The organism is Sulfuritortus calidifontis (assembly GCF_003967275.1).
Lineage (GTDB): Bacteria > Pseudomonadota > Gammaproteobacteria > Burkholderiales > Thiobacillaceae > Sulfuritortus > Sulfuritortus calidifontis.
In genome coordinates this window covers 1,454,297-1,466,779 of sequence record NZ_AP018721.1, presented here as the reverse complement: position 1 = coordinate 1,466,779, position 12,483 = coordinate 1,454,297, and the positions used below count along the sequence as shown (strand labels likewise).

The following is a 12,483-nucleotide window of genomic DNA, read 5'->3' as shown; positions in this document are numbered from 1 at the left end:
TGGAAAGCGGAAATCAGCGGGCCAGGCCGGCCACGCGCTTGGCGTCGTCGACGGCCTTTTCCAGCACGATGCGCCAGTCGCCGGCATCCTGCTTGAGGTAGAGGCGTTTGCGCGTGGCATCGCTCAGCTTGTCGCTGGCGTAGTCCTGCTGGAACTCGGCGACGGCCATCTCGTCGCCGGCATAAAGATAGAGGTTCATCTCGGACAGGGCGACCCGGATCCAGGTCTTGTCGGTGAGGTTGCGCCGCTTGGCCTCGGCCCAGCCCTTGCCCTGGCCCTGCAGGAAGCTCGGCGCGTAGTGCTTGAGGAAGTGCTCGGGGTCGCGGTTCTCCCAGTCGCCCTTCCAGTGCGCCAGCTTGTCCATCAGCTTCTGCCGCTGGTCCAGCCAGCGCTCGCGCTCCAGCCACTCCACCCGGTCGGTGATGACGAAGGGGGTGCCCGGCTTCAGCCACTGGCCGATCTCGGTCAGGTCGGGGTTGGTCAGCACCAGGCAGCCGTCGCTGGCCCGTGGCGCGCGGTTGTAGGTGTTGGACGGCGTGCCGTGCAGCCAGATGCCGTGGCCGCCGCGGCCCTGGGCCTGGTCCCACTCGTTGGGGTAGCTGATCGGGAAGGCGCCGCTGCCATACAGGTCGGCCAGCTTGTCGCGCGGCAACTGGCCGGTGACGGTGTAGACCCCGATCGGGGTGCGCTTGTCGCCCTCGGCCCGCTTGTCGGTGCCGTTGCGGCCGATGGTCAGGTAATAGTCGCGCACCAGGCGCGGCTCGCCGTCGACGTTCTCGAACAGGTAGAGCCGGGCCCGGCTGGTGTCGGCCAGGATGGCGTAGCGCTCGCCGGCCGCCAGTTGCAGGATGTTCTTCGGCAGCAGGTTGGGGTTGGGCTGGTCGAGGTAGCTGAGCAGCCGCAGCCGGGCCTCTTCCCGCAGGTCCGACAGCGACTGGTCGGCGCCCTGTTTCGACACGGCGCCCAGGGTGGGCAGCGGCCGGGCCCGGGCCAGCAGGAGGTCGCCCTTGATCAGGTGGGCCAGCTTGAAGTCGGGCCGAATGGCGATCACCCGGTCAACCTCCCTCAGCGCCTCGTCCAGCCGGCTGGCGCGAATGGCCTCCAGGGTCTTGGCGATCAGGGCGTCAGGCGAGGGGAGGTAGCGGTTGCCGTCGAGCGCGGCCAGCTGCACGGGACGATCCGCCGCCGCGGCGGGGCCGGCCCAAGCCAGCATGGCACAGAAAATCAGAAGGGCTCTCAGCATGCGGGTGCTCGCCGAAATCAACGCTCTTCGGTGATTTTCCACGTTCCCCCTTGTTTTTCAAGGGTAATTCGCTTGGTCGAGGCGGTCTTGAGCAGGTTGGATTCGTACTGTTGGTGGAAGGTGACAAACACCTGGTTGCCCTTCACCTTGGTCGTGAGCTTGCTCAGCTCGACCTTGATGTACTCCGGCCGGGTCACCCGCAGGCGGCGTTCCTCGGCCCAGGCGGCGCGGCTCTTCTTGCCCGGCACCTTGAAGTCGTCGGCATAGAAGGCGAGATAGGCGTCGGCGTCGCGCTCGCTCCAGGCATCGGCCCAGGCCTGCAGCAGCTTCTCGGCGGCCAGCTTGGGGTCGGCCGGCAGCTTGAGCGGCTTGGCCTTGGCGCCGTTGGTCTTGGCCTCGGTCGGCTTCTCCGCCGGTTTCTCGGCGGCGGCCTTCTCGGTAACTTTCTCGCTGGCGGCCTCGGCCGGCTTGTCGGCGGCGGCCACCTGGGGCGGCTTGTCACGCAGGGCCGGCTCCGGCATCGGCGGGGTCGGCTCGGTGGTCAGCGACACCGTCTTGGCCGGCTTGGCCTTGCCCTTGGCGCTGGCCTGCACGGTGGCCGGATTGAACAGGTCCTTGATCAGCGACAGCTTGGTCTGGGCCGAGAGGTTGCCCTTGTCCAGTTGCAGCGCCTTGTCGTAGGACTGCGAGGCCATCTTGGCGTAGATGTCGCCCAGGTTCTCGTGGGCGGTGGCATAGCTGGGATGGGTGCGAATCGCCATCTCCAGACTGTTGCGCGCCTTGTCGTACTGGCCCTGGGCGGCATAGAGCACGGCCAGGTTGTTGTAGGGCTCGGGCAGCTCCGGATAGTCCTCGGTCAAATCGGTGAAGACGCGAATGGCCTCTTGCGGGCGGTTCAGCTCGGTCAGCAGCAGGCCCTTGAGAAAGCGGCCCTGGGCCTCTTTCGGGTTGCCGGCGAGATAGGCGTTCACCTTTTCCAGCGCGGCCGGAAATTTGCCTTGTTTGAACAGCTGATTCGCATCCTGCAGGGGAGTGGTGGCGGCCAGGGCGGCGCCGTAGAAGAGGGCGCCGAGGCTGAGTGCGAGAATTCGGATGAGGGTCATTGTGCTATACTTTTCGCCGTTTTCGCGGGATTTGACCGCGTGATTTTAGCAGCCAACCAGAACATAGCATACAGCCTGCGATTCCCCGTCGATCTCCCCGAAATTAGGCATGACTAGCCCCGTCTCCCCCGTCCAGCATTTCATCCGCAGCATCATTGACAACGACCTGGCCACCGGCAAGCACCAGGCCATCCAGACCCGCTTTCCGCCCGAGCCCAACGGCTATCTCCACGTCGGCCACGCCAAGTCGATCTGCCTGAACTTCGGCCTGGCCGAGGACTACCAGGGCCGCTGCAACCTGCGCTTCGACGACACCAACCCGGAGAAGGAGAGCGAGGAATACGCCCTCGCCATCCAGGAAGACGTGCAGTGGCTGGGCTTTCAGTGGGCCGGCGAGGTGCGCTGGGCCTCGGACTATTTCGAAAAGCTCTACGAATTCGCGGTCGAGTTGATCAAGAAGGGCCTGGCCTACGTTGACGACCTGACGCCCGAAGCGATGCGCGAATACCGCGGCACTCTCACTGAGAAGGGCAAGAACAGCCCCTACCGTGAGCGCAGCATCGAAGAGAACCTCGACCTGTTCGCCCGCATGCGCGCCGGCGAATTCGCCGACGGCGCCAAGACCCTGCGGCTCAAGATCGACATGGCCTCGCCCAACATCAACCTGCGCGATCCGGTGATCTACCGCATCCGCCGGGCCCACCACATCCGTACCGGCGACAAGTGGGTGATCTACCCGATGTACGACTACACCCATTGCATCTCCGATGCGCTGGAAGGCATCACCCATTCGCTCTGCACCCTGGAGTTCGAAGACCACCGCCCGCTCTACGACTGGGTGCTGGACCACATCTCGGTGCCCTGCCACCCGCAGCAGATCGAATTCTCCCGGCTGGAGCTGCACTACACCGTCACCAGCAAAAGAAAACTCCTGCAACTGGTGACCCAGGGCCTGGTTGCCGGCTGGGACGACCCGCGCATGCCCACCATCCACGGCATGCGCCGGCGCGGCTACACCCCCGAGGGCATCCGCGAGTTCGCCCGCCGCATCGGCATCTCCAAGAGCGAGAACGTGGTCGACATGGCCGTGCTCGAAGGCTGCATCCGCGAAGACCTGGAAGGCCGCGCCCCGCGCGTCATGGCCGTCATCCGCCCGCTGAAGGTCACGCTGACCAATTTCCAAGAGGGTGTGACCGCCAGCCGTTCGGCGGGCTTTCACCCCAACCACCCGGAATTTGGCGAGCGCGAGGTGCCCATCGCCAAAGAGATCTGGATCGAGCAGGACGACTTCGCCGAGACCCCGCCCGCCGGCTGGCAGCGCCTGACGCTAGGGGGCGAGGTGCGCCTGCGCTACTCCTATGTCATCAAGTGCGACGAGGTGGTGAAGGACGCGGCCGGCAACATCGTCGAGCTGCGCTGCTCCCTCGACCACGACACCCTGGGCAAGAACCCGGTCGGCCGCAAGGTGAAGGGCGTCATCCACTGGGTCTCGGCCGAACACGCCGTGCCCATCGAAGTGCGCCTGTACGACCGCCTGTTCACCGACCCCGAGCCGGACGGCCACAAGGACCGCGACTTCCTCGAATTCATCAACCCGCACTCACTGGAAACCGTGCAAGCCTGGGCCGAACCCGCCATGCGCGAGGCTCCGCCCGAGCAGCGCTACCAGTTCGAGCGCCTGGGCTATTTCTGCGCCGACCGCTTCGACCACCGACCCGAGCGGCCGGTGTTCAACCGTACGGTGACGCTGAAGGATTCATGGGCGAAGGAGCAGGGCTAAGCGCCCGCTGCGTTAGCAATGGAAAGGCCCGCTGATGCGGGCCTTTTTCGTTTCTTCAGAATTTGTAGGGCGGATTAGCGCAGCGTAATCCGCCGCATGTGCTTTTTAGCCGTCGTCGCGAGTTGCGAAGCGACGCGGCGATCCATTGACGTTTCGCCTACGGTAATTTGGTCTGGCCGGAACGATGCGTGGCGAGGGCCTTGTTCGCCAAGGCGTCGAGCTTGTCGGTAGCAGGATGACGTAGGCGGGCATATTTAATGGCCCGCTCCATACATCCTCGGGTCGAACCGGAAATCCCGAACGACCGATAAGGCGACCTCGGCATAACGCGGGTGCAGCGGGTTGATCACCGCATTCCGGCTCTCGGGCACGATGACGGAGGGCACCAGCAGCACCAGTTCCGCGGCCTTGGCCAGCCACTGGCTGCCGAAATCCTGCGCGGCGTCGGAGGCGGGCAGGCCGTTCCAGTCGGCGGGCAGTTCGGCCGGCTCTACCCGGCGGGTCAGGCCGGGGGCATCCGGTACGTCCACGGCGACCAGCACAAGGTCGGCGGGCGCGATGCCAGCGGTGTGGACGAATTTTTCCAGCGAGGCGAGTTCGATGGTCTCGGCCGCGTAGAGCGCGCCGTAGCCCGGCTTGTTCCAGCGCCCGCCGACGAGGCGGTTGCCCTCGCAACTCTTGTCGAGGGCGTAACGCTTGTTCGCGATGCGCCAGTAGCGCTTCACACCACCCCGCCCTGGGCGATGGCGACGAGGATGCGACGGACGGCGTTGGCGCCGATTTCGGTGTCCAGCAGGTCGAGCGGCGGCGTGTCGCCCAGGGCGTGGTTGGGTCGCAGCATCCAATCCTTGGCCGGGGCGGCACTGCCGAAGACGTCGATGGCCTCGCGGGTGACGATGGCCAGCCGATGGACCCGCTCGGAGGCGGCGGGGTCGAGCGGCTTGCCCTGGGTCTGGTAGCGGTGGGCCGTGCTGCCGGCCACGCCGATGATCTGGAGCACCCGTTTTTCCGGGATGCTGAAAAACATGCCGGCGTGCTTTACCAACTCGGCCGGGTAGCCTTTGCGCACGCGCTTGATCAGCAGCTCGCCGGTTGTCGGTTCTTTGGCGATGAAGGCGGCGAAGCGGGCGGCGGAGGCTTTTACGGCGGGGGCCTTGCCGGCCGCACCGACTTTCTTGGCTACGGTCTTGGGCTTTGTTGCGGTGGCGGTGCTCATGGCGGCCTCGCGTTGTTGCCAAATGAGATTTAATGATATGTCATTTGGGAGCGGATGGCCAACGAGGTTTTTTATGTCAGGGCCTGGATTCCCGCTTGCCCCGCTCCGCGAGGATAACCGCGGGAATGACGGGTAATCCTGGCAGAGTGACGGTCAAGTGAGCTGGTTTGTGTCCGCTACTCCGCCCATTTCGCAATCAGCTCCAACAGTTCCTCGCCATAGTGCTCCCGCTTTGCCGCGCCCAGGCCCGAGATCTCGGCCAGGGCTGCATCGTCGTCCGGCCGCAGGCTGGCGAGCTGGCGCAGGGTCTTGTCGTGCAGGATGACGTAGGCGGGCACGCCTTGTTCGCGGGCCTTGTCCAGGCGCCAGGTGCGCAGTGCATCGAACAAGGGCTGGTCTTTTGTGAGCAGGCCCTCGACGGCCTTGGCCTTGGCGCGGGCGGCCTTGCCTTTGGGCTTGGTCGGTTTGCGCAGTTGCACGGTCTGTTCGCCCTTGAGCACGGGCCTTGCGGCCTCGGTGAGCTTGAGCGCGCCGTATTCGGCGAGGTCTGCCTGCATCAGGCCGGCCGCGACCAGTTGCCGGAAGATGCCGCGCCACTCGGCCTCGCTGTGCTCGGTGCCGACGCCGAAGGTGGGCAGCGCATCGTGGCCGAATGTCTTCACCTTGTCGGTGACTTTGCCCAGCAGCACGTCGATCAGGTGGGCGGCGCCGAAGCGCTGGCCGGTGCGCCAGGCGGCGGACAGGGCCTTTTGCGCGGCCACGCTGCCGTCGAACAGCTCGGGCGGGTTGAGGCAGACGTCGCAGTTGCCGCAGGGCGCGCTTTGCTCGCCGAAGTAGTCGAGCAGCACCATGCGCCGGCAGCGCGGGGCCTCGCAGTAACTCAGCAGCGCGTTGAGTTTTTGCGCTTCGAGTCGCTTTCTTTCGGGCGGCGCCTCGGATTCGTCGATGCGGGCGCGTTGCAGGGCGATGTCCTGCAGGCCGTAGGTCATCCAGGCCTCGGCCGGCTCGCCGTCGCGCCCCGCCCGGCCGGTTTCCTGGTAATAGGCCTCGATGCTCTTGGGCAGGTCGAGGTGGGCGACGAAACGCACGTCAGGCTTGTCGATGCCCATGCCGAAGGCGATGGTCGCGACCATGACCACCGCCTCGTCGCGCTGGAAGCGGCGCTGGTGCTCGGCCCGCGTCTCGCTGTCCAGCCCGGCGTGGTAGGGCAGGGCGTTGAAGCCCTCGCGCCGCAACCATTCGGCTGTCTCTTCCACCTTCTTGCGCGACAGGCAGTAGACGATGCCGGCCTCGCTTTTGTGCTCGGCCAGGAAGCCGAGCAGCTGCCGGCGCGGGTTGTCCTTTTCCACCACGGTGTAGCGGATGTTGGGCCGGTCGAAGCTGGACAGGAACACCCGCGCCCCGGTCAGGCCCAGGCGGCTGGCCATCTCCTGACGCGTGGCCGCGTCGGCCGTGGCGGTCAGCGCGATGCGCGGCACCCTGGGGTGGCGCTCGTGCAGGGTGGACAGTTGCAGGTATTCCGGCCGGAAGTCGTGGCCCCATTGCGACACGCAGTGGGCCTCGTCGATGGCGAACAGGGCCAATCCCGGGCCGGCCTCCAGGTCTTCGAGCAGCTTGAGGAAGCGCTCGGTCACCAGCCGCTCGGGCGCGACGTAGAGCAATTTCACTTCGCCGGCACGGGCGGCCTGCTCGATCGCGCGGGCGCTCTGGACGTCGAGGCTGGAATTGAGGAAGGCGGCGGCCACGCCGTTCTGCTTGAGGGCGTCGACCTGGTCCTGCATCAGCGCGATCAGGGGAGAGACCACGACGCCAACGCCGGGGCGGAGCAGGGCGGGGATCTGGTAGCAAAGCGACTTGCCGCCGCCGGTGGGCATGAGCACCAGGGCATCAAAGCCGGCGGCGACGTGCTCGATGATGGCCTGCTGGCTGCCGCGGAAGGCGTCGAAGCCGAAGATGCGGCGGAGGAGTTCGAGGGCGGGGGTGTCGGCGGCAGGGTGGGCGGCGGTCATGGCGGTGGATTATCGCATTGGGGCATGGGGCCGGCTTCCGTTAAAATCGACATCTTTATGCCCATGGCATCGGCCAGGGCGTGCGTTGGGTTTCGTCGCTCCCGCGCAGGCGGGAGCCCAGTGGTTGAAGGCTGGATTCCCGCTTTTGCGGGAATGACGGGGCTCCTGCCGCCGCCAATGGGTGATTTCAACGGATGCAATGAACCGGACATGCTGAAGCTCTACAACTCCCTCGCCCGCGAAAAACAGGAATTCGTGCCCATAGTACCGGGCAAGGTGCGCATGTACGTCTGTGGCATGACGGTGTATGACTACTGCCACCTGGGGCATGCCCGGGTGCTGGTGGTGTTCGACATGGTGACGCGCTGGCTCAAGGCCAGCGGCTACGCGGTCACCTATGTGCGCAACATCACCGACATCGACGACAAGATCATCAAGCGCGCCTTGGAGAATGGCGAGCCCTACACCCAGCTCACCCAGCGTTTCATCGACGCCATGCACGAGGACAGTGCCGCCCTCGGGGTGCAGGTACCGGACTTCGAGCCCAGGGCGACCGAATACGTGGGCAAGATGCTGACCATGATCCAGGCTCTGATCGACCGGGGCCATGCCTACCCGGCGGCCAATGGCGACGTCTATTACGCCGTGGCCACGTTCCCCGATTACGGCCGGCTTTCCGGCAAGTCGCTGGAAGACCTGCGCGCCGGCGAGCGGGTGGAGGTGGACCCGAACAAGCGCGACCCGATGGACTTCGTGCTGTGGAAAGCGGCCAAACCGAACGAGCCGGCCTGGCCCTCGCCCTGGGGGCCGGGCCGACCGGGCTGGCATATCGAGTGCTCGGCCATGGGCTCGGACCTCTTGGGGCCGCATTTCGACATCCACGGCGGCGGCCAGGACCTGCAGTTTCCCCACCACGAGAACGAAATTGCGCAGAGCGAGGGCGCGCACGGCTGCAAGTTCGTCAACTACTGGCTGCACAACGGCTTCGTCCGGGTGGACGACGAGAAGATGTCCAAATCCCTGGGCAACTTCTTCACCATCCGCGAGGTGCTGGCCAAGTACGACCCCGAGGTGGTGCGCTTCTTCATCCTGCGCGCCCATTACCGTAGCCCCCTGAATTATTCGGACCAGCACCTGGACGACGCCAAGGCGGCGCTGACCCGGCTCTACACCGCCCTGCGCGGCATCGAGGCGCCGGCCGTAACGGTCGACTGGCACGAACCCTTTGCCGCGGCCTTCAAGGCGGCGATGGACGACGACTTCGGCACGCCGGAGGCGCTGGCCGTGCTGTTCGACCTGGCGGTGGAGGTGAACAAGGGGCGCGACGCCCAGACCGCCGGCCTGCTCAAGGCCCTGGGCGGGGTGCTCGGCCTGCTGGAACGCGATCCGGAAGCGTTTTTGCAGGGTGGGGCCGGGGAGGGCGGCTACACGGCCGAACGCATCGAGGCGCTGATTCAAGAGCGGCTGACGGCGCGCAAGGCCAGGGACTTTGCCCGCTCGGACGCCATCCGCGACGAGCTGAAGGCGGTCGGTATCGTGCTGGAAGACGGCCCGCAGGGCACGACCTGGCGCCGCGAGTGAACAATCCCTGAGCGATTGACCCCATGAGCTACGCGGTCTATCTGGGCGCCGCCGGTTGGAGCCACGCTGCGTGGGCGGGCGAGTTCTATCCGGAAGAAATGCCAGCGGAATGGCAGTTGGCCTTCTACAACACCCAATACCGCTGCGTTTATCTGGAACGCGCCGCCTGGGCGGACTTGGCCCCCGAAATCTGGGCACAATGGGCCCAAGAGACGCAGGAGGATTTTCGCTTCGTCCTGGAAACGTCCGAATCCAGTGGGAGAAATGCCGCAGCGGTCGAGGCCTTCGGCGGCCGGGCGGTGCTGGTCGATTCCATGCAGGATGCCCGGCTGCTCTGGTTCGATGCGGCCACGGACTTGCGTGCCCTGGCCGAGCGGCTGCGCAACCAGTGGGGCCAGGCGCCGGTGTATCTGGTCAGCCGCGACGCCGAGCTGGCCCGCCTGGCGGAGGTGCGGACGATGCTCGATCTGATGGGGCTTTAACAGGCCGTTGAAAAACGTAGCGAGGATGGCCAGATGCAAGGCGCACGGAGCGCAGCGACCGAGACATATCAAATAGATAGGCGAGGGAGCGAGCACCGCGCAACGCCGCAGATGGCCCACCGCAGTAGTTTTTCAACCGCCTGTTAAGAGCCTATTTCAGTAGGAAGCATGCCCCGCGTTGAGGCCAGGAATGGATGGATGCAAGGCGCGATGCGCAGTCGATGGTCGTTCCATCGACAAGCGGCGCGGGGTGCGCTCCCTACTGACTACTGAAATAGGCTCTAATTGAGGAAATGCCTGAAATTGCTTAAAATTCGCGGCAAAACAAGGACAGTTCGTGTCGGATAAGCTCGTTCAGGTCAAGGACCTTTCTTTCACCTATGGTGGCCGCATGGTGCTCAAGGGCATCAATCTGGAGGCCCATCGCGGCCAGGTGGTCGCCATCATGGGCAACTCGGGTTGCGGCAAGACCACCCTCATGCGCCTGATCGGCGGCCAGCTCAAGCCGACCCAGGGCAAGGTGCTGGTGGGCGGGCAGTCGGTCGGCGAGCTCGATTTTCACCATTTGCACGACCTGCGCCGGCGCATGGGCATGCTGTTCCAGTTCGGCGCCCTGTTCACCGACCTGTCGGTCTACGACAACGTCGCCTTCCCCCTGCGCGAGCACACGGACCTGCCGGAATCCATGATCCGCGACCTGACGCTGATGAAGCTCAACGCCGTCGGTCTGCGCGGCGGCCAGCACCTGATGCCGGCCGAGCTGTCCGGCGGCATGGCCCGCCGGGTGGCCCTGGCCCGGGCGATCGCGCTCGATCCCATGCTGGTGATGTACGACGAGCCCTTCGCCGGCCTGGACCCGATCTCGCTGGGCGTGATCGGCAACCTGATCCGCCGGCTGACCGACACCCTGGGCATGACCTCCATCGTGGTCACCCACGATATCCAGGAGTCGCTCAAGATCGTCGATTACGTCTATTTCATCTCCGAGGGCGTGGTCGAGGCCGAAGGCACGCCGGCCGAGCTGAGGGCCTCGACGCTGCCCTTCGTCCACCAGTTCGTCCACGGTGAAATGGATGGCCCGGTGCCGTTCCACTACCCTTCATCGACTTATCTTGCTGATCTGGGGTTCGCGCAATGATTGAAGGCCTCGTCCATATCCTGCGGCGCATAGGCGCCCGGGTGATCAACAGCATCTGGCGCTTGGGCATGGCCAGCCGCTTCCTGGCGCTGACCTTGATGTATTCCGGCACCAGCTTCCGCCGCTTCCATCTGGTGATCAAGGAGGTCTTCAACGCTGGCGTGCTGTCGCTGATCATCATCCTGGTCTCCGGCCTGTTCGTCGGCATGGTGCTCGGCCTGCAGGGCTACGAGACCTTGCAGACCTATGGTTCGGAAGAGGCGCTCGGGGTGCTGGTGGCGCTCTCCCTGGTGCGCGAACTCGGCCCGGTGGTGGCGGCCCTGTTGTTCGCCAGTCGCGCCGGCTCGGCCATCACCGCCGAGATCGGCCTGATGAAGGCGACCGAGCAGCTCTCGGCCCTGGAGATGATGGCGCTGGACCCGATCGCCCGCGTGGTCGCCCCCCGTTTCTGGGGCGCGGTGATCTCCATGCCGCTTCTGGCCGCGATGTTCTCGGCCATGGGCGTGTTCGGCGGCTACCTGGTCGGTGTGGTGCTGCTCGGGGTCGACGAGGGCGCCTTCTGGTCGCAGATGCAGGCCGCGGTCGATTTCCGCGAGGACATCCTCAACGGCGTGATCAAGAGCGCGGTGTTCGGCGTGGCGGTGACGCTGATCGCCCTGTTCGAAGGCTATGACGCCCCACCCACGGCGGAAGGCGTCTCCCGCGCCACGACGCGGACCGTGGTAACCTCCAGCCTGACCATTTTGGCGCTGGATTTCGTCCTGACCTCGTTCATGTTCCGGGGGGAGTAAGTAAATTATGTCCATGAAGCGTTCCACGCTCGACCTTTGGGTGGGTATATTCGTCGCGGCCGGCCTCGGTGCGTTGCTGTTCCTTGCCTTCAAGGTGGGCAGCATGGGGAACTTCGATGCCCGATCCACCTACACCATCAAGGCCGAGTTCGAGAACATCGGCGGCCTCAAGGTGCGGGCCCCGGTGAAGAGCGCGGGGGTGGTGGTCGGCCGGGTGGCGGAGATTCATTTCAACTCTGAGACCTACGAAGCCGAGGTGCAGCTCAACATCGACAAGCGCTACCAGTTCCCCAAGGACAGCAGCGCTTCGATCATGACCTCGGGCCTGCTGGGCGAACAGTATGTCGCGCTGGAAGCCGGCGGCGACGACAAGATGCTGGCCGACGGCGAAAGTCTGAAGATCACCCAGGGCGCCGTGGTCCTGGAAAACCTGATCGGCCAGTTCCTCTACAACAAGGCCGACGAAGGTGCCAGCGGCGGCGATGGCACGGCCGCAAAGTAATTTCAGGAGAGTATTAGCAATGATCAACGTATTTCGTTTTCTGATCCTGATGGCGGCCGTTCTGCTGCCCGGCCTGGCCTCGGCCAATGCCGTGGCCCCGGATGCCCTGGTCAAGGACACCACCAACGAGGTGGTCCGCATCGTCAAGCAGGACAAGGACATCAAGAGTGGCAACCGGCAGAAGATCTACGCCCTGGTCGAAGCCAAGGTCCTGCCGCATTTCGACTTCCGCCAGATGACCCAGCTGGCCGTGGGCAAGAACTGGCGCCAGGCCAGCCCGGATGAGCAGCAGCAGCTGACCCGCGAATTCAAGGCCCTGCTGGTGCGTACCTATTCCGCCGCCATCAGCGCGGTGGCCGACTACAAGATCGAGTTCAAGCCGCTGAAGATGCAGCCGGGCGAGACCGACGTGCTAGTCAGCACCGAGGTGAGCCGTTCGGGCACGGCGCCGGTCGTGATCGACTATCGCCTGGAGAAGCAAGCTGACGGCTGGAAGGTCTATGACGTGATGGTCGACAACGTCAGCCTGGTCACCACCTATCGCAACTCCTTCAACAGCGAGGTGCGCAAGAACGGCATCCAGGGCCTGATCCAGTCCCTGGTCCGGCGCAACCAGAACCCCTCCAGCGGCAGCTAAT

Annotated in this window: 12 protein-coding genes; 7 read left to right on the top strand and 5 right to left on the bottom strand. The window is 65.2% G+C overall.

What is annotated here, in order from left to right; all coding sequences use genetic code 11:
* Nucleotides 1-13 precede the first annotated feature (13 nt).
* Nucleotides 14-1,243 carry a L,D-transpeptidase family protein gene (locus EL388_RS07710; protein WP_126461923.1) on the bottom strand — a complete coding sequence of 410 codons (1,230 nt, stop codon included), beginning with the start codon at nt 1,241-1,243 and terminating at the stop codon, nt 14-16.
* Nucleotides 1,244-1,260: 17 nt separating this feature from the next.
* Nucleotides 1,261-2,346 (bottom strand): nuclear transport factor 2 family protein, encoded by a 1,086-nt coding sequence (locus tag EL388_RS07705; protein WP_126461920.1) that lies wholly within the window; start codon nt 2,344-2,346, stop codon nt 1,261-1,263.
* A gap of 109 nt (nt 2,347-2,455) precedes the next feature.
* Here EL388_RS07705 and EL388_RS07700 point away from each other — a divergent pair, with 109 nt between their 5' ends.
* Nucleotides 2,456-4,126: a glutamine--tRNA ligase/YqeY domain fusion protein gene (locus EL388_RS07700; protein WP_126461917.1), complete on the top strand. Its 1,671-nt coding sequence runs from the start codon at nt 2,456-2,458 to the stop codon at nt 4,124-4,126.
* A gap of 254 nt (nt 4,127-4,380) precedes the next feature.
* On the opposite strand, the gene EL388_RS07695 is transcribed toward EL388_RS07700, so the two are convergent.
* The 3 genes from EL388_RS07695 to recQ all read right to left on the bottom strand — a co-directional run bounded on the left by EL388_RS07695 (nt 4,381) and on the right by recQ (nt 7,351).
* Nucleotides 4,381-4,851, bottom strand: a complete 471-nt coding sequence (locus EL388_RS07695; RefSeq protein ID WP_165919096.1) for an RES family NAD+ phosphorylase — start codon at nt 4,849-4,851, stop codon at nt 4,381-4,383.
* A complete protein-coding gene (parS, locus tag EL388_RS07690) occupies nt 4,848-5,342 on the bottom strand; it encodes a type II RES/Xre toxin-antitoxin system antitoxin (RefSeq protein WP_126461911.1) in 495 nt (164 codons plus the stop codon). Before parS ends, EL388_RS07695 begins: the two co-directional genes overlap by 4 nt.
* A 176-nt stretch (nt 5,343-5,518) precedes the next feature.
* Entirely contained in the window at nt 5,519-7,351 is a 1,833-nt protein-coding gene (gene recQ / locus EL388_RS07685; RefSeq protein ID WP_126461908.1) for a DNA helicase RecQ, read from the bottom strand.
* Nucleotides 7,352-7,561: 210 nt separating this feature from the next.
* Between recQ and cysS the strand changes: the two genes are divergently transcribed.
* The 6 genes from cysS (at nt 7,562) to EL388_RS07655 (ending at nt 12,482) form a co-directional block, all read left to right on the top strand.
* Nucleotides 7,562-8,932 carry a cysteine--tRNA ligase gene (cysS, locus tag EL388_RS07680; RefSeq protein WP_126461904.1) on the top strand — a complete coding sequence of 457 codons (1,371 nt, stop codon included), beginning with the start codon at nt 7,562-7,564 and terminating at the stop codon, nt 8,930-8,932.
* A 23-nt stretch (nt 8,933-8,955) separates the two neighbouring features.
* Nucleotides 8,956-9,414, top strand: a complete 459-nt coding sequence (locus tag EL388_RS07675; RefSeq protein WP_126461901.1) for a DUF72 domain-containing protein — start codon at nt 8,956-8,958, stop codon at nt 9,412-9,414.
* Nucleotides 9,415-9,805: 391 nt separating this feature from the next.
* Complete coding sequence (locus tag EL388_RS07670) at nt 9,806-10,552, top strand: ABC transporter ATP-binding protein (RefSeq protein ID WP_126464046.1); 747 nt, start codon at nt 9,806-9,808, stop codon at nt 10,550-10,552.
* Nucleotides 10,549-11,343, top strand: coding sequence for a lipid asymmetry maintenance ABC transporter permease subunit MlaE (mlaE, locus tag EL388_RS07665; RefSeq protein ID WP_126461898.1), 795 nt, complete (start codon nt 10,549-10,551; stop codon nt 11,341-11,343). Before EL388_RS07670 ends, mlaE begins: the two co-directional genes overlap by 4 nt.
* Before the next feature lie 13 nt (nt 11,344-11,356).
* Nucleotides 11,357-11,845: an outer membrane lipid asymmetry maintenance protein MlaD gene (gene mlaD / locus EL388_RS07660; RefSeq protein ID WP_126461895.1), complete on the top strand. Its 489-nt coding sequence runs from the start codon at nt 11,357-11,359 to the stop codon at nt 11,843-11,845.
* A 19-nt stretch (nt 11,846-11,864) separates the two neighbouring features.
* A complete protein-coding gene (locus tag EL388_RS07655; protein WP_126461892.1) occupies nt 11,865-12,482 on the top strand; it encodes an MlaC/ttg2D family ABC transporter substrate-binding protein in 618 nt (205 codons plus the stop codon).
* The last annotated feature ends 1 nt before the right edge of the window (nt 12,483 follow it).